Origin of the sequence: Paraburkholderia silvatlantica (genome assembly GCF_003096715.1) — a bacterium.
GTDB classification, from domain to species: domain Bacteria; phylum Pseudomonadota; class Gammaproteobacteria; order Burkholderiales; family Burkholderiaceae; genus Paraburkholderia; species Paraburkholderia silvatlantica.
The window spans coordinates 247,795-273,384 of the sequence record NZ_QEOL01000003.1 but is presented as its reverse complement, the minus strand read 5'-3'; the positions used below and the strand labels follow the sequence as shown (position 1 = coordinate 273,384).

The following is a 25,590-nucleotide window of genomic DNA, read 5'->3' as shown; positions in this document are numbered from 1 at the left end:
CTGCCGTGCAACGCCGTGCATGCACCGGAAATGCCGAACTCAATCGCCGCGGCCACTTTCGCGCTTATTCAGTGAAAGAGCGAAGCATTGCGTTAATCGAAAGTCCGGATGCGGAACGATGAAGCAGGACATCCGCTCATTTAGCTACTCTCATAAATAAAAATCCCGCATGTTAATCCATTCCGCAGAACGATTTTTACCGGAACACAGCCATCGCGCATATGTGTGCTGGGCAACAACGGAGATTGACGCGCTGTGCGAAATCAACCATATTTTGACCAGACGGCTGCGCTCGGTCCGGCCCCGTCGCTTTACTGTGCATGCAGATCGTGAGTTCCGCGAGGCCTTGCCCCTCGCTTCAACGACGATTCTGAGCATGCCGAAATGGCATTGCCATAACGGTGGGACGACATCATGTCCGCTCAGATTGGTCGCGACCAGAATTTCCCCGCAGCGTGCAAGCGTTGCGGCGGACTGCTGTACGAGAACTTCGAATTCTGTCCTTACTGCGGCACGGATTGTCCTCTCGACAAAGTCGCGCTGGGCACCCATCCGAAAGCCACACTGACACCCCTCGGCGCCACGGCGGCGGCGCCCCCTGCCCCTGCCCCTGCCCCTGCCCCTGCCCCTGCCCCTGCCCCTGCCCCTGCCCCTGCGGCCGCGAAGCTCGCGCAAGCGGTCGCGCCCGCGACCGACGAGCCGTCGCTCGACACCGGCTATCAGCACGGCGCGCAGCACACCTTGGCGCTTGCACACGGGTTGCGGATTTCGCAGATGGGGCAATGGCTCTTTCCCAGGGGCCTGTTCATATTCGCACTCATTCTTGCGTTCGCGTACGGCACGTATCTGCTGCTCGGCACGAGCCGGCAGCGCGAGGGCACAGCCGGCGAAGAGACCCTGCACTCTTCGGGCGGTTCGGTTTCGACCCATGCGTCTGCGCAGCAGGCTGATGAGACGTCCGCTGCCGATGGCAAGCAGATGAGCGAGCAGCCGCAATCGCCCTCGCGCAATGCGCACCCGGCGCCGCAATTCGCGGACGTGGCCGAGGGCCTGCGTGTCGCGCGGACCAGCCTTGCGGAGAATAACCTGTTCGACGCCAAGGCCGCGGCCAGTGCCGTGCTCGCGCGCGACGCGGACAACGAGGAGGCGCGCGCCCTGCAAGGCGATATTGCTGCGCGCGAGCAACGGCGCGATAGCGCGCTGCAAAACGCAGACCGCTGCGTCGCGCAGCGTGCCTGGGCCTGCGTGCAGCAACAGGCGTCGGAAGCGCTCGCGATCGACTCGAGCAGTCAAGCCGCGCAGTCGTTGATGGAGCGCGCCATCGTAGCGTCGGCCTGGAAGCCGCTAAGCCCACCCAATGGCGCCCCGCAAACGAACGCAGCAACGGCATTGCCGCGCGGCGCGAACAGCGTGCGGCTGCCGTCGTCGCAGGATTGGAATGCGGGCGCATCGCCGCCCCCACTGCCCGGCGCGATGAACACTGCGAACGCGACGAATGCCGGGAACGCGGCGAACGTCGCGACGGCCGCCAGTCCCGCCGGTGGCGACAACAGCGTCGACGCGCAGGAGCGCGCGATCGTGCAAAACGGCTGGAAGCGCGCCGCGCCGCCGGGCGCCACGCATTGAACAGGATTCCAGAACACATCGAAATCTGCTGTACATCCAAACAAGGCGGGAGAGAGACCATGCTGAAAAAGACCCTGGCGGGAGTGGCGGCGCTGATCGCCCTGCTTTTCCCGGCGCTCGCCATCGCCGCCGAGGTGGACGCGCACTACCGGATCGTGACCGGACCGGAACGCGGCACCTACATTCAGATCGGCCAGGACCTGGCGAAATGGGTCGCACAGCCAGCCGGCATTGATCTCGAAGTGATCCCGTCGAAAGGCTCGGCGGAAAACGTGCAGCGCATGCGGTTCGAGCCCGGCGTGAAGCTCGCGCTCGTGCAGTCCGACGTCTATCAGGCCTACGTCGACATGGCCAATTCCGGCAACGAAGAGGCCGGCACGCTGATCAGGCCGCTGCGGCTCATCATGCCGCTCTATGACGAAGAGATCTACTTCGTCGTGCGTAACGACTCGCCGATGAAGACGATCAACGAGATCAAGGACAAGGTGATCAGCGTTGGCCTGATCGGCAGCGGCACCGCGCAGTCGGCGACGACGCTGTACCGCCTCATGTTCGGCCAGCCCATTCCCGAGCAGAACGCGCAGCACCTGAGCAACGAAGACGCGCTGGCTGCGCTCATCGTCAAGAAGATCGATGTGGCGATCATCGTCGCCGGGCAGCCCGCCAAGCTCTTTACCGACATGAACCCCGAACTGCTGCAGCAGATCCGCTTCCTGCGCGTCGATCCGAACGCGCCAGAAACAGCGCGTGCAAAGCAAACCTACTATCCCGCAACGATCCACGTGTCGAGCTACCCGAACTGGCTCAAGGAAGACGTGCCGACGTGGACGGTCAAGGCCTTTCTCGTCACCTACGACTACAACCTGCGCGATACAGTCGGCAACCTGAGGCGCTTTGCCGATTCGCTCTGCGAGAACTTCACCAACCTGCAGGAGCACGGCCATCCGAAGTGGAAGCAGGTGAAGCTCGAACTGCCGGGCCTCGGCAAAGGCTGGCAATACTATCCGCCCGTCGAGCGACGTCTGAAGGCGTGTTTCGCGCATCGCGCCGCGATGCAGGCCGCCACGGGTTCGACCGCGGCACAAGGTGCCGCCGCCGCGCAGAGAGCCGACGGACGGCCATGCCCGGATCAGGAGCGCCTGCTCCTGCTCTGCAAATGACCCCGCAAGGAAGCTGCCAAGGGAACGCGATCCCCGACGCGCGCGAACTGCAGGCAAGTTCGCCCTTCCGGCGCCGGCACGGCATGGAAGGCGATCCCCTTGTGCCCGCATGCATTCTCTTCTGGTATCTGCTTTCAGGATGTCCTAATGTCCATGGGTGCCGCGATGCCGGCACGTCGAAACGGTCTTCCCGATGCAGTGCGTCCTACGCTAACAACAAACAAGGAGACACCCATGAGAGATACCCCGTTCGCAGTCCGGCGTAAAACGGCGCGCGTGAGCGCCGCAATCGCCATCGCAGGCGCGGCGCTCGTGCCCGGCGCACACGCTGCCGAAAGTCACGCCAGCCACCCGGCATTGAACAGACTGCCGTCGTTCGTGGTGGCGAGCAGTCTGCAAACCACCAGTTACGATGGCGTGAGCGACGATCTGTTGACCGCCGGACTCGGTAAAACCGGGCTTGCCGGGGCGCAACCGGCCATCGCGAACCCAGCGGCCCTGACGGCAGCAGAATTGCGCAGGCTCGCGATCTGGTCGAACTATCGCGCGCTTGTCGATACCACTGCGAACGGCGGTTATGGCCGCTTCTGGGGGCCCAACGTCGATGTCTACGGCAACGACACCCTGGGGGAAGGCAAAATTGCCGGCACCGAATATCTCGCGTTTGCCGACGACGGCAGCGGCCGCCAGAACGTCAGCCTGCTCGTGCAGGTGCCGACCAGCTTCGATCCGGCGAACCCGTGCATCGTGACAGCGACGTCGTCGGGCTCGCGCGGCGTGTACGGCGCAATCTCGGCGGCCGGCGAGTGGGGACTCAAGCGCGGCTGTGCGGTTGCCTATAGCGACAAGGGCACGGGGAACGGTGCGCAGGAACTGATGAGCGGCCTCGTGACGTTGATCGATGGCGTCACGGCCAACGCCGCAACGGCCGGACGCACGAGCCTGTTCACCGCGAACGTGCCGGCTGGCGCGCTCGCCGCCTACAACCAGAAGTTTCCGAACCGTTATGCGTTCAAGCACGCGCATTCGCAGTTGAACCCCGAAGCGGACTGGGGCAAGGACACACTCGAAGCGGTCCAGTTCGCGTACTGGGTGCTCAACCAGCAGTTCGCGCCGCGCGTCGACGCATCGAATCGGGGTGTGCGCTACGCGCCCGGCGACATCACGACGATCGCCGCATCCGTGAGCAACGGCGGCGGCGCGTCGCTCGCGGCAGCCGAACAGGACACGGGCAAGTGGATCACGGCGGTCGTGGTCGGCGAACCGCAGATCAATGTGCGCATGCCCGGCGACGCGCAAGTCAGGGAAGGCGGTCAGCGTATTGCCGCGGCCGGCAAACCGCTGGCCGACTACATGACGCTCGCGAACCTGCTGCAACCCTGCGCCGCGCTCGCAGACGCCGCCGCCGGCGCGCCCTATCTCACGGCGCTGCCCGTGGCGACCACGACCGCCATTCGCGAGGCGCGCTGCGCATCGCTCGCGGCGGCAGGCTACATCCACGGCGGCGACACGCAGGCGCAGGCGAACGACGCGCTCGCACGCCTGCATGAGGCCGGCTATGAAGCGGACTCCGATCTGCTGCACGCGCCGATGTGGGATTCACAGGCCGTCCCGGCTGTTGCGGTGACCTATGCCGATGCCTACACGCGCTCGAGCGTGCTCGACAACCTGTGCGGCTTCAGCTTCGGCACGACGAACGCTTCGACGGGCGCTGCGGGCGTTGCGCCCGCCGTTTCGCCAATGCTCACCCTCTTTGGCGTAGGCAACGGTGTGCCGCCGACCAATGGCGTCAATCTCGTCTACAACCTCACGCCGCCAGGCGGCGCCGACCATCGGCTCGCCACGCCCGATGCCAGCTTCGCGGGCGCGGCATGTCTGCGCGCGTTGTGGACGAAGGGAGATCCGCGCATGCGCCAGAGCGTGCAGGCGATCAGCGTGAATGCGAACCTGCACGGCAAGCCCGCGATCATCGTGCAAGGCCGCAGCGACGCGCTCGTACCGATCAATCATGCGTCGCGCGCGTATCTCGCGGCTAACAGCGAACGGGAAGGTTCGCGCAGCCGCTTGTCGCTGTACGAGGTGATGAACGGGCAGCACTTCGATGCGTTCCTCGCCGTACCGGGCTTCGATACGCACTTCGTGCCGGTGCACTACTACAACATCGCGGCGCTCAATCTGATGTGGAATCATCTGAAAAATGGCACGCCGCTGCCGCCTTCCCAGGTCATCCGCACGATCCCGCGCGGCGGCAGCCCGGGCGCCGCGCCGCCGCTGGGTCTCGCTAACCTGCCGGCCATCGTGGAGAATCCCGGCAGCAATGCGATTCGCACGGGTGACGGAGTCGTGAACGTGCCGCATTGAGGCGCGAAGCACGCCGGCGCGGCGAACGCGTCACACCAGCAGTTGCCGCGCCAGCACCTCTCTCGCTTGTGTCACGGTGTCCCCTTCGCCGGGATGCGGCGGCATGAGCGAGAACACGGCATCGGGCAAGGCCGGCAGCCGGTGCTTCGGGCCGAGCCGCACGAGGCCCTCCCCGATCGCCGATGCGCACAGGCATCCCACGCCCAGACCGGCCGCGAGCATGGACTGCAGCCCGGCCACGCCCGATGCGCTGTGAACGAGCACGTAGGGAATGTCATTTTCTTCGAGCGAGCGCACCGCGACCTGGTGCATCATGCAGTCGCCCGGCAGCAGCACGAGCGGCAACGCTTGCGGCAACTGCTCGGCGAGCATCGGCGACGCGACCCAGTAGAGCGGCTCGCGCAGCAACTCCCAGCGCGTGTCCGCGTCGGTGGCGGCGGGCCGGAACGGGCCGCTCGACAGGTGCATGACCACGCCGAGATCGATCTGCCGCTTCGCATACGCGACCTCGATATCGGCGCTCTTCATCGCGCTCACGTGCAAGCTCAGTTGCGCATAGCAATCGCGCAGCCGCACGAGCAAACCGGCCACCTCGTTAGTACGGAAGTACTCGGTGATCGCCACGCGCAGCTCTCCCTTGATGGCCTGGCCGCGCACGTCGTCGAAGGCGGCTTCGTTGAGCGCCACGAGACGCCGCGCGTGTTCGAGCAGACGCGTGCCCGCGGGCGTGAGCTCCACGCCGCGCTTGCTGCGCACGAAAAGCGGCATGCCCGCGCGCACCTCGAGCTTGCGCACCTGCTCGCTGATCGTGGATTGCGAAAGATGCAGCAGCGGCGCCGCCGCCGAAAGGCTGCCCACGTTCGCCACCGCCGCGAACGTCTTCAACTGGTCGAATTCGAAGCCACGCATGACACTCCACATCCATCGAATAACTCGATGGATAGTACCATCAATTCCCGCTTTTCCGTCAGATAGAGGTCGATCACAATGCCGACTGGACGCTAACTGGGCGCTCAAGCTGCGCGCGTGCTGGATAGCGCGGCCTGACGAAGTCCGGCCCTTTATCAGTGAGCACACTCATGTCTGACAATACATACGCCGCCTGTGCCGCGGCGCCCCGTGCCGCCGCCAGCCACGGCCATCACGGCTGGGCGCTGGCCGTTTTGCTGGTGGGCGCAATTCTGCCGCCACTCGACTACTTCATCGTGAACCTCGCGCTGCCCGCCATTCGCGACGGACTCGGCGCGAACGCGTCCGAACTCCAGCTGGTGGTCTCGGCCTACGCGTGCGCGAATGCCGTCATGCTGATCACGGGCGGCCGCCTCGGCGACCTATACGGCCGCAAACGCATCTTCATGGCGGGCATGGCGGGCTTCGTCGTCGCCTCCACGTTCTGCGGCCTGGCCACCGGCGGCACGGCGCTCGTCGCCGGGCGCATCCTGCAAGGCCTGTTCGCCGCGACCCTCGCCCCGCAGGTGCTCGCCACGATCCGCAGCGTATTCGCGCCTCACGAGCAGGTACGCGTGATGGGGCTTTATGCCTTCGTGTTCGGCATTGCCGCCGTGATCGGCCAGCTTGGCGGCGGCGCGCTCATCAGCCTGCACCCGTTCGGTCTGGGCTGGCGCGCGATCTTTCTTGTCAACCTGCCCATTGGCGTGTTCGCGCTCATCGGCCTGGCGCTTCATCCCGGAAAGCCGGCCGCCGCGCGGCAAGCGCATCGACGTGCCGGGCACCCTGCTGCTGTCGCTGTTTCTGCTGATGCTCGTCTATCCGCTCACGCGCGGACGCGAGTCGGGCTGGCCGCTCTGGATGCGCGTCTGCCTCGCCGGCTCGCTGCCCATGCTCGGCCTGCTGCTGCGCGTGGAATGGCGCAGCCTGGTCAACGGCAAGGATCCACTTCTCGACGTGCGCCTCTTCCGCAATCCGGTCATCGCGCTAGGTCTCGTGCTGGCGTTCCTCTTCTATACGATGAGCGCGTTCTTCCTGACCTACGGCATTTATCTGCAAGGCGGCCTGCATTGGACGCCGCTTGCTTCGGGACTCGGGATCCTGCCGTTTGGCATCGGCTTTCTTTCCAGCCCGCTGCTGATGCCGCGCCTCGTGCATCGCTTCGGCGGCTATCGCGTGCTGACACTGGGCTATTTGCTGCTCGCGGGCGGGCTTGCGATTGCGGCCGGGCTTGCGGGCGTGGCACAGCCCGGCGCCGGATTCTACTTGGGACTCGCCGCGATCGGCATAGGCCAGGGGCTCATTTTGCCCTCCGTCGTGCGCATCGTGCTGGCCGAAGTGGAGCCCGAGCGCGCAGGCACCGCCTCGGGCATGGTCACGGCAACGCTGCAGATCGGCGCGGCCGTCGGCGCGGCGACGCTAGGCGGCCTGTTCTTCTCGACGCTCGGCGCGGCGCCCGGCATGACCGATTACGCACATGCGTTCAGGACGACGATGTTCGCACTCGTCGCAATCCTGCTGCCTTGCGCATTGCTCTCCATGGCGCTGGGACCGCTGCATCGGCGCATGCATGCGAACGGCTCCGGCATGCCGTGATTTGCTCTGGATTCCTTTCTATCCTGTCATCTCGGCAGCCTCGCGCCTTCTCTCCTGCATCCAGAAAGCGGAGAGGCAGCGAAGCACTTTCTCCTATATTGGATATCCAGCTATATTTCCGCCTCACCAAGCCTGGTCACCCACGGGAGGAAATACATTCCAGTAACCGTCGTCATACTGAAAGAAAAACAGCGCGTGAAATCCCGTTGTCTGACGCGTCTCCACGCACACATAGCGCGCCCTGCCCGAAGGAGTATGGCCAAACGCGGTGACATGCACCGGTGTAGTAGGTGCGAGCCATTTTTCGACCTGATAACGCAGTGACTGCGTTTTCGTGCGTCTCATCTGGTCCTCCCAGAGATCGGTCAGTTTTGCAGGTTTTCACCGGAAACCGCGAAACACCCTGCACAAACCGAACGCTCTTGATGCAAGGCGCAATGCTTACCGCATCGCATCAAGCGTTTGAGAAAGCACTTTAACTATAGCCAGAAAAACCCTTCGCAGCATCGATTTCAGCAAGATAGCAACAAAGCAGCCGAAACCGGGAAACGCGCGTCCAGCCGCATCATGCGGCCTTGGCTGATGCGCCGCACCAGGTGAAAGGATGCGCCTGCAGTATCTGTCGCGCGATTGCAGCGCGCGAGTCCGGCCCCGCTCCTGCTGCGGGGCCGCTCATCGCCGGCACAATCCTGCTGGTCCCCGTGAGCCTGGCCGTAGACCGCCCGTGGACGCTTCATCTGTCACTGCAATCGATCACAGCGCTGATCGCGCTCGCCGTTTTTTTCCACAGCGGTCGCGTTCGTCACGGACTTGCGGATCGTCCAGACGCCCGGCCCGATTGGCACAACCGCGCAGGCCTGTTTGCGCGTGCCGATCGGCATGGCGACAGGCATTGCGTGGCTCGGCGAATCGCTCTCGACCTCGGCGTGGCCGGGACTCGGGTGCGTGGTTGCCGGCGTCGTTGCGATGACGCTGCCGTCGGCCAGCCAATGCCGCGCGAGCGGCCACAGACTGCGCTCGAATCGCGAGTGAAAAAACGCGAAGTGCCCGATGCGGCGTTCGCCAATTGAGGCAGGTGCGATGCGTACATGCGTCGACTCGCTGTGTGTGAAGTAGCGCAGCGTGCGTTCGATCGCGCGGACGGTGCCGAACGGGTCGTCGGGGAAGCTGACGGCAAGAATGGGCGCATGCATGTTGCCAAAGCGGGCGACGATGTCCGCGCGCTGCGCTGGCGTGCGTGCGAGCGACCCCTTGCTCAGCGTGTCTTCAAAGCGGGCGCGGCCCCGGCTCCAGATCTTCGCGACGCCGCGCGGCGTGTCCTCCATCCATCCGAACCACGATGCGGGGAAATACCCCACCAGGCCAGTTAAAACCGGCATCACGACGTGCCATTTCCAGAGCATGAGCGGCATGCTGCGCGGCGCGTAATCGCGCCAGTATGCGTACTGTGTGCCGACGGTGAAGACGCGGCGAATGAGATGATTCGACGGCGCGAGCCCGATCAGAAAGCCGCCGATGCTATGCCCCACGACGTCGATCGGCTGTCCGGGGAACATGCTTCGCGCGTAGCGCAGCACCGCTTCGAAATCGCGTTCGCCCCATTCCAGCCAGCTCGCATCGAGCGTTGCGAGCGCAACGGGCTGAGAAGCGCCAATGCCGCGGTAGTCGTAGACCAGCACGTCGAAACCCTGCTGGTACAGCCATGCGCCAAAGCGGAAATAGTAGTGGCAGCGCACCGACGTGGCCGAATTGACGATGACCACCGCACGCGACGCGTCCGCGTTCAGCAGCGCGTGTCGACGCCACACATAGGCGCAAAGCGTAAAGCCATCGGCGGCGGTGATGGCGACGGCGAGAGGACGCGCCTCGCCCGGATCGGCTGAGTGCATGAACGTGCTCCATGAAGAGACGGGAATGTCGATTTCACTTGACCTCGGCCGCGGCTTCAATCAATCTTTGCGCAGCTTTCGCATGAGGAAGACGCATGTCAGTACCGCTCGTAAAACTCCCTCCTCTCGACCTCATCCGCGGGTTCGTTGCGGTGGGCCGGCGCATGGGCATCACGCTCGCCGCCGACGACCTGTGCGTCACGCAATCCGCGGTGAGCCGCCAGATCGCTGCGCTCGAGGAGGCGCTGGGCGTGCGCCTCTTCAACCGCGGCTATCGTTCGATCTCGCTCACACCGGAAGGCGAGCGCCTGCTGCGCGTGGCGGACAGCGCGGTGCAGCAGATGCAGGAAATCGTCGGCGCACTGGCTGCGCCCCAGGTGCGCCAGCCCGTGACGATCACGGCCAGCATCGGCATCGCCGGGCTGTGGCTGCTGCCGCGGATCGGCGAGTTGCAACGCGTGCATCCCGATATCGATCTGCGCCTTGCGACCTCCGAGAAGGTGCTCGATCTGCGCGCCGAAGGCATCGACCTCGCTCTGCGCTATGCACCGGCCAGTATGGCGCCCGAGGCAGCGAACCGATCGGTGCATCTGTACGACGAATACGTACTGCCGGTCGCGCATCCTTCGTTGAATGTGAAGAAGCTCGACGCGGCCACGCTCGCGCGCCACGTGCTGCTCGAATTCGAAGGCGTGCGCCGCCCGATGCTTCGCTGGGCGGACCATCTGGGCGCGCGCGGCATCGACGGCGCGCCGCTTCGCGGCATGCTGCGTTTCAACCAGTACGACCAGGTCATTCAGGCCGCCACTGCCGGCCGGGGTATCGCGCTCGGACGCCTCGCCCTCGTGCAGCCGCTGCTTGCCGACGGCAGGCTCGCCGCCGTCGGCAATGCGCGCGCCGAGGGCCCGACCGGCTACGCCTACTGGCTGCATCAGGCCGACGAAGCGCCGCGCGACGACGTGCGCGCCGTCATCGACTGGATCGTCGAACAGGCTCGCCAAAGCCAGATCGCATGAGCTACACGCATGCGAAGCGTGCCAAAAACTCGCTTGAGCCAACTCGCCTTCCCGCGCTTTACTAGGCGCAACACGGCGCGACTGCGAAGCGCCCATCGCGAGGAGGCGAACGATGACCGGCATGGACGATGCATGGCGCCGCCGCTGGCTGCCCGTGATCGCAGGTGGCGTGGTGATGGGCGCGGCGCTCGGCGTGCGCAACGTGCAGGGGCTTTTCCTGTTGCCCGTCACGCTCGATCGCGGCTGGTCGCGCGAGACGTTCGGCCTTGCGCTCGCGCTGCAAAACCTGCTGTGGGGCGTTGCACAGCCGCTCACGGGCATGATCTCCGACCGCTTCGGCTCCGCACGCGTGATCTTCGCGGGCGCCCTGCTTTACGCGCCCGGACTCGCGATGATGGCACTGAGCGCTACGCCTGGCGTCTACACGTTCGGCGTGGGCGTGGTGCTCGGCGTTGCGTTGTCAGGAACGGCGTTCGGCGCCGTCTATGGCGCACTCTCGCGGCTCTTTGCAGACGCTCAGCGCAGCTGGGCGCTGAGCGTGGCGGGCATGTTCGGCGGCCTGGGGCAGTTCTGCGTCGTGCCGCTCACGCAAGGGATGATAGGCAGATTCGGCTGGGTCACCGCGATCCTCGCCCTCGCCGCCATCATGCTCGCCAGCACGCCGCTCGCGGCATGGCTGCGCGATCTTCCGGTGGCGCGCAGCGGCGCGATCGATACGCACGACACCCTGCGCCGTGCGATCGGAAAGGCATTCGCGCATCGCGGCTTCTGGTTGCTCAATCTGGGCTTTTTGTCGTGTGGCTTCCAGCTCGCGTTCATCGGCGCACACCTGCCGGCGTATCTGCTCGACAAAGGCATGAGCGCGCGCGAAGCCAGTCTGGCGCTCGCGCTGATCGCGCTGGCCAACACGGCGGGCACGTTTCTATGCGGCTACGCGGGGGGATGTCTGCGCCGCAAGTATCTGCTCTCGGCTATCTACTTCGCACGGGCTGGCGTGATGGCGCTGTTCCTCGCCCTGCCTCTCTCGCCCCTCACGCTTTATGTATTCGCGTTCGCGATGGGATTCATGTGGCTCGGCACCGTGCCGCTGACGAGCGGGATCGTTTCGCAGATGTTCGGCGTGCGTTATATCTCGACGCTCTTCGGCTTCGTTTTTCTCGGGCATCAGATCGGGAGCTTCTTTGGCGTCTGGCTGGGCGGCGTCGTGTTCGACGCGACGCATAGCTACGGCCTGCTCTGGCAGGGTTCGATTGCGCTCGGGGTCATTGCAGGATTGATGCACTTGCCGATCGACGACGAGCAGGTCGTACCGCGCGCCATGATCGCCGGGCAGCCTTCGTGAGCGAAGTGTTGGCCGTGCGCATCGTGCAGGTCGTGCTGGCCGTTTCATTCGGATCGCTTATTGTCTGGACGTTTGTCGAGTATCTCGCGCCTTCGACGATGCTTGCCTTGCTCACTGGCGCCGCGTTTTGCGGATGATCGCGCCGCTGGTGGCCGCTTACTTGATCAACTGCAGAATGTCACGGAATCGCGGGTGCCGGCTCGAGCGCAGCCATTCGAACGCGACCATCTCGACCGTCGCCACTTCAGCGCCCGCATTGTTCAGCCGCGAAATGGCCACCTCTTTGTCGACGACTTTGCGTGAACCCATCGCATCGGTAACGAGAGTGACCGATAGACCGCGCTGCAGCAATCCGACTGCCGTCTGCAATACGCAGACATGCGCCTCGCATCCCGCGACGATAGCCCGGGTGCGCCCTCGCGGCAGCGCCTCGAATAGACCGTCGGCGGTGGCATCGAAATGGTGCTTTGCAACAGTGATCGAACACAGGTCCTTTATTTCCTTCGCGTTCTCGCCAAGCGCGCCCGGATTTTGTTCTGTCCCGATGACCGGAACATCGAGATCCCGGGCAATCCGCCCGAGCCGAACGGCTTGAGCGACAATGGATTCGCCGTCGCGAATCGCAGGCACCAGTCCCGTTTGCAAGTCGATCAGAACTACGATCGATTCGGAAAGGCTATGCAGCATCACGCATCCTTTTCGGAGATTGCAGTGCGCAAAATGGCATCTGTCAGGGATAGTACCAAGTATGCGACAAATGGTCGCCGTGCGACTCTATGTTCCAATGCCATTCCCTATGGAGCCAGGCATGCAAGCAGAGACGCTAAAGAAAGCCAGGGCCGCCACTTTTCTCACCCGGTCGGCGTTGTGTCTGATGCTGTTTCCCGTTGCCTGTCTTGTCTGGGCACTCCAGGCGTATCCGCCACAGGAAGCCATTTGGGTTTGCTTCTCGCTGGCAATCTATATCTGGCCTTTCGCCGGAGTCCTGTTTGTGATTTCAGCGGGATTCCACGTCGGCACCCACAGCCGCCGACTCGAAAAGGACGCCGGATTCCGCGAGGCGCATGGGCACTAACTAGCCCGCGCGCCGTCCCGCCAAACGGTCCGCTGTCGTTGCTCGCATGGAAGCCTGCTGGAAACAGCAGGTTCCTGAGGCGCGGCTTGCCGTTGGTCGGGACTGGCGAAACGACTGGTTAGCAAACCTTATCGTCTGTACAAGGCTCCGCCTGCAGCGCGGGGTACAGCAACGCACGCAGCGACGGCGCGAATGACGCGCGCCTTGCGCGTGCGTTCAGCTACCGTATGTGCTCACTGCACAATTCCATCCGTTCGACGTCCTTATGACATGCGTCCATTCGTCGGCGTCAGCCGACGGACTGCGCTTCACACATCCACGCCAAGCTCCGCAAAACTCGTGACTTTTGCCTCACAAGCTCGCGCAAGCTGCAGATCGTGACTCGAAAAAAAGACCGCGCAGTCTTTGGCCAGATCCTTGAACAGTTGGATGAGAACAGCGCGCGCGGCGGCGTCAAGTCCGTTGCCCGGCTCGTCCGCGACAACGACGGCGGGCTCGCCCAGCATCGTCGCAGTCAGGAATATTTTCTTGCACGTGCCGAGCGACATCTGCTCGAAGCGCTTATCGAGGTGCGGCGCGAGGCCGAAGCGATGCGCGAGATCGAGCGTGCGGGCGTCGACGGAGGTTTTCTTCGCAGACGCCACGAGTTCGAGAAACGCCCGGCCCGTTTGGAACGGATACGCCATGCAGTCGTCGGGCACGTAGGCCAGCGCGGATTTTGCCTTGAGCGCATCGGTACGCAGCGAATGACCGTCGAGCCAGACCTCGCCTTCGTCGGCATCGATCGCGCCGGCAAGGATGCCGAGCAGCGTGGACTTGCCGCTGCCGTTTTCATCGCATAGTGCCACGCATCCAGCGCCGCTCGCGTAATGCAGTCCCTGGAAGATAACGCGCTCGCCAAAGCGCTTGCTGAGGTTTTCGAATCGAAGCATGGTGGAATCAATCAGGAGAACAACTGCCAGACGACAGCGACCCAGATGGCGGCCAGCATCGTACCGAGCAGGACGGATTGCCGTGGCGCGTAACGTTGCGGGAGATACAGCAAGGCAAGCAGCGGCGCACCCGAACACAAAAGAGCTGCTGCCGACCACCATGGCAAAACGCCGTGTGCGACCAGCAGCAGCGGCGCAACGCATGCGAACGGCAGCGCCAGCGCGGCGATCGTCAGTATATCGGCACGAGGCTGCGCCGCCGCTGCAATCGGCAGCGATCGCATGAACTGCCCGGCGCGAAGGTGCGCCGCGCTCAAATCGCGATAGGTCGCGGCGGCGATCAGCGCAATCGCGGCCTGCGAAATCGACGCCAGGGGAACGGCGCGCGCGTCGAAATTCCAGAGCCCGAGGAGGAAGCACGTGGAGGCCGTGACGGAACCCATCATCAGGCAGCGCGCGAAGACGCCTGCGGCGCGATCCCTCACGATGCCGATCTGCAGCCTGGCCACTGGCGAAAGACCCTGTCCAGCATAGGCGCGTGCGCAACCCAGGACGCGGCGCGAGCGCGCGCCACGCCATCCGGACCGTGAAGTCGAACCAGCCGGCGTATGAGCGATCGCGAATGCTGCGAGCAGCAAGGGTAAGACCAGCAGCGCCGGCCTGATCGTCTCGCCGGTCTGCAGCGCGCCGACGAGGATGACATTGGCGACGGCCAACGGAGTCGCGTTGCGCGCGCTGCGCGACAGCACAGCCAATTGCCATCCAAGCGTAATCAGCAGCAGATCGAGAACGAACAGATAGTTGGCGACCTTCTGCGGCAGAAAGGCCAGTGCAACCGCGGCGGCGAGCACGGGCAAAAACAGCGGCGTATTCGCGACGAGCACGACAGCGATATCGACGGCGCGGCGGCGGCCATGGGAAGTGGGCAACGAATCGAGGAAGGTGGCGAACGCGCCGCCGGTGACGGCGCCATGTTGCGCGAGCACCCACAGCATGCCGACGGCTTCGAGCATATGCACCCACACGAACCGCCATTCAATGCCGTGCGAAGGCGCGAGAGCAGCGAGTATCGGCGCACCGAGAATCCGGGTCTGCGCAAACACAGGCATCGCCGGCAGCAACAGGAGGACCGAAAGCATTAGGGCCTGCCAGTGCCTGTGCAACAGGCGAGACGTCGCGAGGGCATACCAGCGTAGTCGGCAGGACAACATCATGTTTTCAACTTCCCTTGAGCAGTCGCGAAATCGTGCATTGGACAGACGCGATATCGTGCCATGCCGGCTGCGATGCGACAACCGCGCCCCGCTTGTGCACTTCAAAGGTACGATACCCTCCGTCGATCAAGCCGTGATGCCGGTTGGAGACTGCGGCATGCGCGTGCTGTCGCCCGGCGAAGGCCCGCACGGACTGGCGTTCGCTTGCCTGAGCCACGGTAGCGCCAGCCGGGAACTCCCATTGCGCCACGAAGGAGCGCAACTTACAGGAGCCCGACATGCATTGGCGTCATCTAGCGCCTGGTTTGCTCATGGCCGTAGCCTTCTCATTACCGATTGCATGGGGTGCGAGCGACTACCCGCAGATGAATCGGCCTGACGACCTCCGTACTGCCACCCCGATCAAGCACCTGGTCGTGATCTATGGTGAGAACGTCTCGTTCGATCACTACTTCGCCACCTATCCGCACGCGGCGAATCCCTCAGACGAACCGGCGTTCAACGCACTGCCCGGTACCCCCAGCGTGAATGGTCTCTCAGGGCCCCTCCTCTCCAGAAATCCAAATGCAACGAATCCGGCTAACGGCGCGGGTGCAGCGAACCCTTTCCGCATCGACCGTACGCAGGCGGCCACCGCCGACCAGGATCACGCCTATGCAGCAGAACAACAAGCCTACGACAACGGCGCGGTCGACCTGTTCCCGAAATACACGGGCAAAGGTACGGGGGACGGCGCCGGTGAATCCGGAAACAATGGCGAAGTAATGGGCTATTACGACGGCAACACAGTCACCGCGCTGTGGAACTACGCGCAGCGCTTCGCGATGAGCGACAACGCCTGGTCATCGACCTATGGGCCCTCGACGCCGGGCGCCCTGGAGGTGGTCTCGGGTCAAACCAACGGCGTGAGGCCCGTGCTCACGACGAAAAAGCCTTCGGTGCCGGGCTCCTATTACGTGAACGACGGACAAGGCGGCTTCACGTTGATCGACGACGTCGATCCGGCCTTCGACACATGCTCGAGCCAGCACGACACCGTCATGATGACGGGCAGGAATATCGGCGACCTCTTGAACGCACGCGATATTTCGTGGGGCGGCTTCATGGGCGGCTTCAACCTCGAGACCGTGAACAGCAATGGCACGACCGCGTGCAGGCGCAGCACGCTATCGGCAGTCGTCGGCGCGGCCACTGCCGACTACGTGCCGCACCACAACTGGTTCCAGTATTACGCGTCGACGTCGAATCCGAAGCATCTGCGTCCGAGTTCCATCGAGGCGATCGGACACACCCTGGAAAGAGATGGCCGGACGCCTGACCCCGCCAATCATCAGTATGATTCCGACGACTTCTTTAGCGCGGTAAGCGCCGGCAACTTCCCGTCCGTGAGCTTCCTCAAGGCCCCCGCATTCCAGGATGGTCACGCTGGCTATTCCGATCCACTCGATGAGCAGGCTTTCGTTGCGAAGGTCGTCAACTTCCTGCAGCGCCAGCCGGAGTGGACCAGCACCGCCATCGTCGTGACGTGGGACGACTCGGATGGCTGGTACGACCACGCTTACGCATTGCCAACGAGCGCGTCATACGATTCGCTCGCCGACCACCTCAACGGCCAGGGAAGATGCGGTACCGGATCCGCGCAGGACGGCGTGAAAGGAAAACCCGTAAACGGCCGTTGCGGCCCGGGTACACGCATTCCGTTTCTCGTCATTTCTCCCTGGGCGAAGGAGAACTACGTCGACCATACGTTGATCGACCAGTCGTCGGTCGTTCGCTTCATCGAGGACAACTGGCTCGACGGACAACGTATCGGCGGCGGATCGTTCGACAGCAAGGGAGGCAGCATCATGGGCATGTTCGACTTCAGCCGTCGTGGCGAAGACCTCGCGCAACGCAGGCTGTTTCTGGATCCGTCGACGGGCCTGCCAGTCGAGAAGCCTCCGAAGGTCTAGATTCGGGAGTTCGAGATTCCAGTTCTGATTTCGATTCAAGGTAAGGACAAACGGCGTAGCGCGCCTTTTCTACAACGACCGCTTGTAGATATGTCAACGCGTCCTGACTTGCCATGCCCTTGTATTGCGGCTTCCTTAATGTTCATATCGTTGATTTGGAATCCAGATCCCTTACACGGCCCCCTGTAAATTTTTCTGACGATCGAGGGGGTACGGCGCTTGCGCTACGAAGCGAGGCGCGTTGCCGTGAACGGTGATTGCCAGATGACCCACAGAGGCCCAGACGGTTTTCGGAACTACGCAACGCGATGCCAGACACTTGCATGAGCGGGGGCTCTTCTATGTCGAACCGACACGAGACCTCTCCTGCCGAGACGGGGGAGGTCCTGGTACTGGTGGGTGCCGCCTTCGCTGTGCTTGGCGGCTGGCTCGTCGCAATGGGTTCCACGCCCTACTACGTCGTCACCGGCCTCGCGCTGATTGGCTCGGGTACCCTCATGGTGCGAAGCCGATCGGCAGGGCTATGGAGCGTCTTTTTCACGCTCGTCGCGGCGCTCGTCTGGTCCATCTCCGAAGTCGGGCGCGACGGGTGGAAGCCCATGCCGCGCCTGCTGCTGCTCGCTTTACTCGGCATCTGGTTCTACCTCAACATCGTCGTCGGCAATACGACGATCGCCCGTCCGGTTCGCGTTGTGGCCGGCGTCGCGGCAATCGTCTATGCGCTCACGATCGTCGGCATGTTCCCGCCCAAAGTGCCCATGTCGGTGGCGCAACACCTGCGCTACGGACCGCTATCTGCGCCCCACAACAGCAGCACGTCATCCGATTAAGCAGACTCGCCCCAACATGTTGACTGTGAACGATTTGGGAATCGATTTCATTTCAATCGGCAACCCACGATGCGCGCTTTCAGACTTCATCAGACTAGCGAGGAACACCGGTTGCTGGAAGGCAGGTCCGGAAGTCACAGAGGTAGCCATCGTGCTCATACAATTTCCAGATGAAGATGCCTTCTACTACGCGTATGGCGCGATCCGGTATCGCGCTGTCGTCGACGGCACATGGGTCATGTGCGAAATATCTCCGGAGGCCCTCGAAGACTATTTTCGTGCGCACGCGGGCCGCGCTGGCCTGCTGGCAGCATTCTCGGCACATAGGAAGGAGATCGAATCAATCACAAGACAAATTCTTCCCCACCGGATCTCTGCTGGACGCTGCCAGATTTTCTTGCGAGACTGTTTGTACAAGCCTGGAAAGAACGAAACCGACATCGGGCACAACAGGGAAAACGTCGAGGCTACCCGACGCGATGAGATGGCAATCACGAGTGCATGCCTTCTGACATGAAGGCTCTCGATGCGTGAAGTTCGTTGAGGTGAAGGTGCGCTCAGCGATGTCATTCCCCTGAATGCGAATGCCGCCGGGTCCTTGACGCACTGCAGTGTGATCGAAGGCACGCTATATGCGCACGTTCGGGATTGCATCGCAGCATGCTTGCCGCTGCGAACTGCTTTCACCGTGTGCGCCGGCTTGAAATGAAGATTAAGAACGCCTTGCGTATGTGGCACGGAGGCGGTTGAGGATTTTGTTCGAGACCGCCCTTCTCATGAATTTGTCAGCGGGATGGCCACAATAATGAACAGCTTCGATACCGTCATTCTGGGAGCCCTCACCCAACTCCAGCTTCCTCCCCAGGTCAATTACGCCATTGGGGTAATTGCCGACTTCTATACGTTCAAGGGTTATCTGTTGATCCCCCTGTTGTGGTGGATCTGGTTCCAGCCACACGAGCGGCGCGGCTGGCGCCGCGAGATCGTACTCGCCACGCTGGCGAGCGGCCTGATTGCACTGGCGGTTGGGCGCCTCCTTGCACGCATGCTGCCCTACAGGGAACGGCCGTTGTTCACACCGGGGCTGAATCTGCATTTTGCCTCGTCGCCCGTGCAGCTCGCCGGGCTGATGCACTGGAGTTCCTTTCCAAGCGATCATGCGATGCTGTGGACGGCGGTGGCAATGGGGATCTTCCTCGTCTGGCGAGGCATCGGCATACTTGCGTTCCTGTCTGTCGCGGCATTCGTCTGCTTTCCGCGCGCGTACCTGGGTTATCACTACCCGACGGATCTGCTCGCCGGCGCACTGATCGGCATTGTGATTACCTGGATCATGACGCGCAGAGCCGTGAGAAGGCGCACGGTCAAGCCCTTCATGCGCTACGTCATGCGCTACCCAGGACCGGTCGCGGCGGTCGGTTTTCTGCTCTGTTTCGAGCTGGTCACGCAGTTTGACGATCTTCTGCGCCTCGCCCATTCGGTGCTGCACACGGCGACATGACGGATGCCGACGCCCCGGATTCCACATTCTCGCTGATGTAGCCCACGTCGCGACGCAGACGCCGGCTTCGTTCAGACTGCTGTGTGATTCGATCGGTTCGGTCAGGGGAAAGTGACGACCCTTGTGGTGCACTACTGCGGTTCACCGCGCGCATGCGTGGTGATCTGCACGAAATCGGCAGCGATATGCCCTGTGCCGTAGTGCGCTTCCATCTGCTTCAACTGCTGCTCCACCGCCGCCAGATAGGCCGCGCGGGACTCCGAAGCCGGACGCAGCCCGTCGAACAACGGCGCCGGCGTAATCAGCAAGACGATCATCTCCGTGCCGAACGGCTTGTCCACGAGCCAGTATCCCGATCCTCCGACCGTCGCCGAGAACCCGGGCGGCGCCTGGTTGTCGCGCTCGACGTTGCTGGGAACAAGATGGACGACACTCCCGTCGAGCGCGAAATAATCCACGTTGACGTATGACTCGTAATGCGGCGTCGTGATATCGACGATGAGCGGCATGCCCTGCGTCAGGCGTGCGTCGAGTGGCCGGGTATGGATCGTCGCACCGCCGCCCGCCAGATGGTTGGCGCGCCAATATGGCGCGAATGCGCTCACCACTTCGCAATTGTGGTTCTCCACCGCAGTCACGTCGAGTTTTGCGGCCTGCCCTCCAGGCGTTTGCGCGAGCGCGTCGTGAACGTGCGCCATGTTCTCCCCCGTATTGGCAAAGCCACGCACCTGGACCACGTGCCCGGGTAGCGACGCGGCAAGCGCCGAGCACGGAATACGCGCGAGCGTCGCGTTCAGCGCAGCGACCGACGCCGCGTCGGCCACCGGTGCGCTCGATGCAGGAACCGCTGCAGGCACGCTCGCGACGACCGCTGCCGGCGCGGCAGCAAGCACCGGCGAGGCCGGCGCCTCCGAAGCCGCCTTCGGCGCACTAGCGGGCGCCATGGCGACCATGGAGGGTCCTGCGCCCGTTTGCCCATGTCCGGAAAGCACTCGATACCCGACCCATAGCCCGGCAGCGACGACGACCGCCCCCGCGCCAATGGCACCGACCCGGGCGCCCGGAAAAGCAGGCGCATGCGTGAGCACGCCCATGCCCTCGAGAAACTGACTGACGCTCGCCGTGCGCGAGGCGCGGTCAAACGAAAGCGCCGCGCTCAAGGTGCGCCATTGGCCGCGATCGAGGTCCGGCGGCCGCTCGGCGCGCATCTTGTCGCTGCGCGCCTGGGTGGCCGATTTGCGGTTGAACGGATGCTTGCCCGTCAAGAGTTCGCAGGTCACACAGGCAAGCGCATAGACATCGTCGCGCGGGTCCGGCTCCCGATGCTCGAACATCTCCGGGCTCGCATAGGCGGGCGTGATGCCGCCGAGCGTCGCGGGATCGAACACGGTGACGTCGGGATCTTCTTCGGGCCGCTGGAACACGCGCGCAATGCCGAAGTCGATCACCTTCACATCGCCGCCATCGGTGAGGAATACGTTGGCGGGCTTGAAGTCGCAATGGACGAAACCGCGCTCATGCGCATAGGCCAGCGCCTGCCCCATCCCCGCAATGATGGGCCGCGCCTTTTCGAATGGCATACCCGCGAAGCCCGGTGCGCGCAGCAGCTTGCTGAGCGGCTTGCCCGACAGATATTCCATCGTGAGGTAGACGAGCGGCCCGTCGCGGTCGAAGTCGTACACCGTGACGATATTGCGGTGCGCGAGCGTCTGCGCCTTGCGGGCCTCGCGCTGCAGCGCGATCAGCGACGTCGGCTGACCGCGGAACTGCACATTCAGCACCTTGATTGCGATATAAGGTTTGCGGTCCGAAGCTTCCAGCTTGCGCAGATCGAGCGCCTTGTAGACGGTGCCCATGCCACCCACACCCAGACATTCCTCGAGCACGAAGCGGCCGTTGAGCGTGTCGCCGATCCCCTTCACGTGTTCCGCGTCGTCGCTCGTGGTGGCGGAACGCGCGGCGGCGAGGGCTTCGTGAATGCGAGTGGAGTCGTCCACAGCCTCCGCATTGTCCTGGCGATGTTCGATGCGGCGCAGGACCTCTGCATACACGGCATCGGGCAGCGGATGGACGGTTTGCGTCGCGTCCACCGCTTCGCGCAAACGAGCGCAATTGGCCGCGTCGACCGCGAGCACGTGGTCGATCTCGGCGAAGAACGCCTCGCGTGAGAGCGCCCCGCTCTGGAATGTCTGGATCAGCTGCGCAAGGCTCATCATTCGTATGCCTTCAACTCAGCTTCAGGATGGCCGAGGCGCTTTGCGTCACACGTTCCCGGCGCACGATCGCGCCCGCGTGTGGCTGCTGCCGCGATCCCCGCCGAGTCCGCTGCAGCGCGGTCTCGTCATCTTTAAAGCATACAGAGTCGCCGCCGGATCTGCGCGCACCGTGATCTCAGCCGGCGCACGCGCTTGCCACCATGCAACAAGGTCTGATGAAAGAGTAATCTGCGGCAACGCGCAGTGCAATCGGTGCCTGAACCAGGCCCTCAATGGCTCGCACGTGTTGCGGCGGATCCAACGGCCTCGCCGCGTGCTGTTGGGCTTGCACCATCAGCGTTTTCGCGCGCGAGCGCAGCAACCTCTCCTGCACAGACCCGGCGGCTTGCCGCAAAGCCCCGTCGCACAAGGCGTCGAGCAGTTCGCGTGGCAAGCGCGAAGCCGCTGGCACAGCCTGTGCATCAAGAGGAGCGAGCCCGCAAGATACTGCAGCTCAATTGCCAACTACCTTGTACTGCCCTTCTGGAGAACTGTCATGAGCAAGCTGATGATCGCCGACCTGAGCGTCGCGCAAGAACTCGACCGCGAGGCAATGAGCGCCGTGCGCGGCGGTGGCGGCCTGAGCCTCTGGCCCGGCTACTTCCCGGCGCCGTCGTTCAAATACGACACGACGAACTTCAACGCCCAGCAGTTGATCGGCCAGACGAACACCATCGAGAACAACGTGGGCAACGACGTCGCCTTCGCGCAGAACATCCACGCGACGGTCAACCCGGTGCAGACGGCACACAACACGATCAACTTCTGATCGTCCCGCCGGCGGCGCGGCCGCGCCCTGCGTTCACTCGCGTGCCGCGCCTGCCCGGGGTTCATCAGCAACTGGAGGCTCATCATGAGTTCCCTCGTTATCCGCGAACTGGCTCCCGGAACGGCATTAGACCGCCGCGCCATGACAGCCGTACGCGGCGGCAACGGCAGTTCCTACGGCGGCTACGGCTCGATTGCCAACATCACCGTCTCGCCGAACATCGTGCAGAACATCTCGCAGGTTCAGATCGTCGACGTCGCCGCGCTCAACAACGTCGGTTATATCGGCGCTGGCTTCGGGCCGCTGAACCTCAAGGTCAATCCCTCGCAATACGCGAACACCGGCGTGACGTTCTAGCCGCTGCCGCGACAGGAGAATGCAGACGGCGCCACGAGGCGCCGTCTGCCTGTTTGTGTGCGCCGCGCGCCACCGCCTATACTCAAACGACACCCCACAAGCCAAATTCGCTCTCGTGGAGCAGACCATGAGCATTATCGTCATCAAGGACCTTCCGGAAAGCGTGGAACTGGACAGACAGGCAATGGCCGCGATCGTGGGCGGCGCCCGCGTCGCCTCGCAACGCACGCTACTCGTGCCGCGGCCGTTCATCGGCGTTCGTGTGGAGATCGACGGCTCACCCGCCCAGCGAGGGCCGGCAACCGTCCCGACGGCGCGGCCCCGCCCGACGCTGCTGCGTTGAGTTCACGCGGCATGCGCGGTCATGGCCGGACGCGTGCTGGCAGGCGGAAATACGCACCACGTGCCATCGTCGTGACGGAAGAAGAAGATTGCAATCGTGCGCGCGGGATGCACCGCCTCTACGCAAACATAGCGCTGCCGTTGCTCCTGCGTGCGGCTGAAACGCACCACGCGGGCCGGCACGTGCGCGTTGGGTGCGAGCCACTTGTCGACGAGGGTGCGCAACGAGGTTTCGGCGGAATTCATGATGGTCTCCGATGCGGGTGGCAATGCGTGTCCAGGGTCTCGACTGGAAACGGCGTTCACACTGCCTGAGCGGCGTACGCGTCGCGGCTGGCCTGCATGCGCCGCGCGTGAACCAGCGCGCGCACCACGCGCAAGCCGGCCAGCGGGTGGGCAATGCACGTGCGGACCTGGTCGCTGCGGCCCTTGCCGTCCACGCACCAGGTGCAGAAGTGTTCGCAGTTGTTGCTGAGCAGGCGGTAGCGGTCTTCGCCGAGACGCGAGCGCGCACGCGCCACGGCTTCGCGGCCCACGAAGGCCGCGCACGGATGCGCGACGACAGCGACTTCGTAGCCGGCCGCGAAACGTTCGAGCGTGACCTCTTCGATCGGACCGCGATGCAGCGACACGCACAAACCGGCGTAGTGGACGACGCGCCCACCGCCTACGTAGATACCGTGATGGCTGTAGCCCGCGCGACGCGACACGAGATGCGCACCGAGCGGCGGTTCGTCTGTTTGCATCGTCGGTTGGAGGTCGGGGCTCATGGCTGCATCCGTCTGGCTGGTTGCCGGCTTCCCGCGCTGCCTAACGGTTTGCCGGTTGCCAACTACCCTGCATCAGACATGCCAGGCTGCCGATCGCGGCGGTATAAGGCTTGGCGTGAGAACTTGCGTGCCGGAGGAGCGCGTGTGTCGGCGGGGCACCAACTCGAACGCTTCGATTGTGTCGGTGCCGAACCATCGGTTCGCTGCCAAACCGGCTCACGAAGCGGGATTGCGTGTGTGTCGGAGTCCTGATGACGACGGGCACCCAACGTGTTGGCGAGTGCACGACCACGGCGCCGCGTCCCCGCGCGGCCCGGTACTCGCACAAGGCGCTGCGCGAGTGCGACGTCAGTGGGACAAGCCTCACGGGGCTATGGCGCGCGAGCGCCGCGATTCGCCGAAAAATGGCATGCTGCTTGCAAGATGTGGTCGGAACGCCGCGCGCCCGCGGCCATCATCTTGACGGAGACCTGTCATGACCTCGCTCGCCATCACCGACCTTCACCTGCAATGCGATCTCGACCGCAAGGCCATGTCGTTCATCCGGGGCGCGGGCGCGCCGTGGGTATTCGGCTGGATACAGCCTTACGAGCCCGCGCAGCCTTCGCCGCTCGGCCCCGTCATCAACCTCTACCAGACCAACAACACGTTCTACGCGAATCAGGTCGTCAATCAGTACCAGACGCTTGACGTGACCAATTCGGCATCGAACTCGAACGTGACCGTGAGCGTGGGCCAGAACGGCAAGAATAACGGACTCGTCGCGTAGCCTATGGGGGCTCGACCGTGACAGGCGGAATGTTATGGAGCTCGGCATCGCGTACGGACGTAGGCCGTGTGCGGGCGCTCAACGAAGATGCGTGTCTCGATCTGCCCCAGAAGGGCTTGTGGGCAGTGGCCGACGGCATGGGCGGGCACACGGCGGGCGATCTCGCCAGTGGCATGATCGTGCGCGCGCTCGGGGGCTTTGCCGTGCCCAACACGCTCACCAGCTTTACGGCCACCGCGCGCGCCACGCTGCAGACGGTGAATCACCAGTTGCGCGAAGAAGCGGCGCGGCGCGGGGTTCGCATGATAGGCAGCACCGTTGCCGTGCTGATGGCGAAGGGGCGCGAATTTGGCTGGTTATGGGCGGGCGACAGCCGCATCTATCTGTATCGCGATGCGCAGCTCGAGCCGCTCACGACGGACCATAGCTACGTTGCGGAGCTGCAGGCGCAGGGGCACTTGAGCGCCGAAGCGGCGCGCCACCATCCATCGCAGCATTTGATAACACGGGCCGTCGGTGCGGCGGACTGGCTCGATCTCGACGAAGGCCGCATCGTCGTGCGCGACGGAGACCTCTTTTTGCTGTGCAGCGACGGCCTGAGCAATGAAGTGCAGGCGCCTGAGATAGCGCGTGCGCTCGAGGGTGGGGATTGCCTGCATGCAACTGATTTGCTCGTTGAGATGGCCTTGCAGGCGGGGGGGCGCGATAACATCACTGCTGTGGTCGTGAGGGTGGATGATCCCGGGGCGTCGGATCGGACGCTTGTTAATCCTGCTGTCGGGCGGTAGGGTTTGTTTTTTTGTGCTTTTGGCCTTTCCTTGAATTCGCGTCGGGACGCGAATTCAAGAAAAACCCAAACCGCGGAGGAACCGCAAAAAAACACCCA

26 protein-coding genes and 1 pseudogene are annotated in these 25,590 nt (G+C 63.8%); 18 read left to right on the top strand and 9 right to left on the bottom strand.

What is annotated here, in order from left to right; all coding sequences use genetic code 11:
- The first annotated feature begins 414 nt into the window (after positions 1–414).
- From C7411_RS37810 to C7411_RS05655, 3 genes are all read left to right on the top strand, one after another.
- Entirely contained in the window at positions 415–1,626 is a 1,212-nt protein-coding gene (locus tag C7411_RS37810; protein WP_181431315.1) for a zinc ribbon domain-containing protein, read from the top strand.
- A 59-nt stretch (positions 1,627–1,685) separates the two neighbouring features.
- Positions 1,686–2,786 (top strand): TAXI family TRAP transporter solute-binding subunit, encoded by a 1,101-nt coding sequence (locus C7411_RS05660; protein ID WP_110383711.1) that lies wholly within the window; start codon positions 1,686–1,688, stop codon positions 2,784–2,786.
- A gap of 234 nt (positions 2,787–3,020) precedes the next feature.
- Positions 3,021–5,147, top strand: a complete 2,127-nt coding sequence (locus tag C7411_RS05655; RefSeq protein WP_110383712.1) for a D-(-)-3-hydroxybutyrate oligomer hydrolase — start codon at positions 3,021–3,023, stop codon at positions 5,145–5,147.
- A 30-nt stretch (positions 5,148–5,177) separates the two neighbouring features.
- On the opposite strand, the gene C7411_RS05650 is transcribed toward C7411_RS05655, so the two are convergent.
- The gene (locus C7411_RS05650; protein WP_110383713.1) at positions 5,178–6,056 is read right to left on the bottom strand and encodes a LysR family transcriptional regulator; all 879 of its coding nucleotides are present in this window, start codon (positions 6,054–6,056) and stop codon (positions 5,178–5,180) included.
- 170 nt (positions 6,057–6,226) lie between these two features.
- On the opposite strand from C7411_RS05650, the pseudogene C7411_RS38875 reads away from it, so the two are divergent.
- Positions 6,227–6,826 (top strand): annotated as a pseudogene (locus C7411_RS38875) (MFS transporter); the annotation flags it as partial.
- 43 nt (positions 6,827–6,869) lie between these two features.
- Positions 6,870–7,691, top strand: a complete 822-nt coding sequence (locus tag C7411_RS38870; RefSeq protein WP_373682571.1) for an MFS transporter — start codon at positions 6,870–6,872, stop codon at positions 7,689–7,691.
- 123 nt (positions 7,692–7,814) lie between these two features.
- Here the strand turns inward: C7411_RS38870 and C7411_RS05640 are convergent, their stop codons facing one another.
- Positions 7,815–8,036, bottom strand: a complete 222-nt coding sequence (locus tag C7411_RS05640; RefSeq protein ID WP_110383714.1) for a hypothetical protein — start codon at positions 8,034–8,036, stop codon at positions 7,815–7,817.
- 395 nt (positions 8,037–8,431) lie between these two features.
- Positions 8,432–9,580, bottom strand: coding sequence for an alpha/beta hydrolase family protein (locus C7411_RS05635; protein ID WP_110383715.1), 1,149 nt, complete (start codon positions 9,578–9,580; stop codon positions 8,432–8,434).
- A 95-nt stretch (positions 9,581–9,675) separates the two neighbouring features.
- Between C7411_RS05635 and C7411_RS05630 the strand changes: the two genes are divergently transcribed.
- The 3 genes from C7411_RS05630 (at position 9,676) to C7411_RS37335 (ending at position 12,075) form a co-directional block, all read left to right on the top strand.
- Complete coding sequence (locus C7411_RS05630) at positions 9,676–10,596, top strand: LysR substrate-binding domain-containing protein (protein WP_110383716.1); 921 nt, start codon at positions 9,676–9,678, stop codon at positions 10,594–10,596.
- Positions 10,597–10,708: 112 nt separating this feature from the next.
- Positions 10,709–11,938: an MFS transporter gene (locus C7411_RS05625; protein WP_110383717.1), complete on the top strand. Its 1,230-nt coding sequence runs from the start codon at positions 10,709–10,711 to the stop codon at positions 11,936–11,938.
- Complete coding sequence (locus tag C7411_RS37335) at positions 11,935–12,075, top strand: hypothetical protein (RefSeq protein ID WP_165822746.1); 141 nt, start codon at positions 11,935–11,937, stop codon at positions 12,073–12,075. The genes C7411_RS05625 and C7411_RS37335 overlap by 4 nt, the downstream gene beginning before the upstream one ends.
- Positions 12,076–12,094: 19 nt before the next feature.
- On the opposite strand, the gene C7411_RS05620 is transcribed toward C7411_RS37335, so the two are convergent.
- Positions 12,095–12,625 (bottom strand): isochorismatase family protein, encoded by a 531-nt coding sequence (locus C7411_RS05620; RefSeq protein ID WP_110383718.1) that lies wholly within the window; start codon positions 12,623–12,625, stop codon positions 12,095–12,097.
- A gap of 121 nt (positions 12,626–12,746) precedes the next feature.
- Here C7411_RS05620 and C7411_RS05615 point away from each other — a divergent pair, with 121 nt between their 5' ends.
- A complete protein-coding gene (locus C7411_RS05615; protein WP_110383719.1) occupies positions 12,747–13,013 on the top strand; it encodes a hypothetical protein in 267 nt (88 codons plus the stop codon).
- Positions 13,014–13,321: 308 nt separating this feature from the next.
- Here C7411_RS05615 and C7411_RS05610 read toward each other — a convergent pair whose 3' ends face one another.
- Complete coding sequence (locus C7411_RS05610; RefSeq protein WP_110383720.1) at positions 13,322–13,945, bottom strand: ABC transporter ATP-binding protein; 624 nt, start codon at positions 13,943–13,945, stop codon at positions 13,322–13,324.
- An 11-nt stretch (positions 13,946–13,956) separates the two neighbouring features.
- Positions 13,957–15,084, bottom strand: coding sequence for a hypothetical protein (locus C7411_RS05605; RefSeq protein WP_110383721.1), 1,128 nt, complete (start codon positions 15,082–15,084; stop codon positions 13,957–13,959).
- A 353-nt stretch (positions 15,085–15,437) separates the two neighbouring features.
- Here C7411_RS05605 and C7411_RS05595 point away from each other — a divergent pair, with 353 nt between their 5' ends.
- The 4 genes from C7411_RS05595 to C7411_RS05580 all read left to right on the top strand — a co-directional run bounded on the left by C7411_RS05595 (position 15,438) and on the right by C7411_RS05580 (position 19,442).
- Positions 15,438–17,111 (top strand): phospholipase C, encoded by a 1,674-nt coding sequence (locus C7411_RS05595; RefSeq protein WP_110383722.1) that lies wholly within the window; start codon positions 15,438–15,440, stop codon positions 17,109–17,111.
- A gap of 341 nt (positions 17,112–17,452) precedes the next feature.
- Positions 17,453–17,941, top strand: a complete 489-nt coding sequence (locus tag C7411_RS05590) for a hypothetical protein (RefSeq protein ID WP_116603281.1) — start codon at positions 17,453–17,455, stop codon at positions 17,939–17,941.
- Between the two features lie 16 nt (positions 17,942–17,957).
- Positions 17,958–18,458: a DUF1488 family protein gene (locus tag C7411_RS05585; RefSeq protein ID WP_165822745.1), complete on the top strand. Its 501-nt coding sequence runs from the start codon at positions 17,958–17,960 to the stop codon at positions 18,456–18,458.
- A 288-nt stretch (positions 18,459–18,746) separates the two neighbouring features.
- Positions 18,747–19,442, top strand: a complete 696-nt coding sequence (locus C7411_RS05580; RefSeq protein WP_110383725.1) for a phosphatase PAP2 family protein — start codon at positions 18,747–18,749, stop codon at positions 19,440–19,442.
- A gap of 131 nt (positions 19,443–19,573) precedes the next feature.
- Here C7411_RS05580 and C7411_RS05575 read toward each other — a convergent pair whose 3' ends face one another.
- Positions 19,574–21,658 carry a serine/threonine protein kinase gene (locus tag C7411_RS05575; RefSeq protein WP_110383726.1) on the bottom strand — a complete coding sequence of 695 codons (2,085 nt, stop codon included), beginning with the start codon at positions 21,656–21,658 and terminating at the stop codon, positions 19,574–19,576.
- Between the two features lie 535 nt (positions 21,659–22,193).
- Here C7411_RS05575 and C7411_RS05570 point away from each other — a divergent pair.
- The 3 genes from C7411_RS05570 to C7411_RS05560 all read left to right on the top strand — a co-directional run bounded on the left by C7411_RS05570 (position 22,194) and on the right by C7411_RS05560 (position 23,166).
- A complete protein-coding gene (locus C7411_RS05570; RefSeq protein ID WP_110383727.1) occupies positions 22,194–22,466 on the top strand; it encodes a hypothetical protein in 273 nt (90 codons plus the stop codon).
- Between the two features lie 84 nt (positions 22,467–22,550).
- Positions 22,551–22,823, top strand: a complete 273-nt coding sequence (locus tag C7411_RS05565) for a hypothetical protein (protein WP_110383728.1) — start codon at positions 22,551–22,553, stop codon at positions 22,821–22,823.
- 127 nt (positions 22,824–22,950) lie between these two features.
- The gene (locus C7411_RS05560; protein WP_133253616.1) at positions 22,951–23,166 is read left to right on the top strand and encodes a hypothetical protein; all 216 of its coding nucleotides are present in this window, start codon (positions 22,951–22,953) and stop codon (positions 23,164–23,166) included.
- 2 nt (positions 23,167–23,168) lie between these two features.
- On the opposite strand, the gene C7411_RS05555 is transcribed toward C7411_RS05560, so the two are convergent.
- Positions 23,169–23,411, bottom strand: coding sequence for a hypothetical protein (locus C7411_RS05555; RefSeq protein ID WP_110383730.1), 243 nt, complete (start codon positions 23,409–23,411; stop codon positions 23,169–23,171).
- A gap of 56 nt (positions 23,412–23,467) precedes the next feature.
- Positions 23,468–23,935, bottom strand: a complete 468-nt coding sequence (locus tag C7411_RS05550; RefSeq protein WP_110383731.1) for a lecithin retinol acyltransferase family protein — start codon at positions 23,933–23,935, stop codon at positions 23,468–23,470.
- A gap of 475 nt (positions 23,936–24,410) precedes the next feature.
- On the opposite strand from C7411_RS05550, the gene C7411_RS05545 reads away from it, so the two are divergent.
- The gene (locus C7411_RS05545; RefSeq protein WP_110383732.1) at positions 24,411–24,704 is read left to right on the top strand and encodes a hypothetical protein; all 294 of its coding nucleotides are present in this window, start codon (positions 24,411–24,413) and stop codon (positions 24,702–24,704) included.
- A gap of 29 nt (positions 24,705–24,733) precedes the next feature.
- Entirely contained in the window at positions 24,734–25,492 is a 759-nt protein-coding gene (locus C7411_RS05540; RefSeq protein ID WP_110383733.1) for a PP2C family protein-serine/threonine phosphatase, read from the top strand.
- Positions 25,493–25,590: the final 98 nt, after the last annotated feature.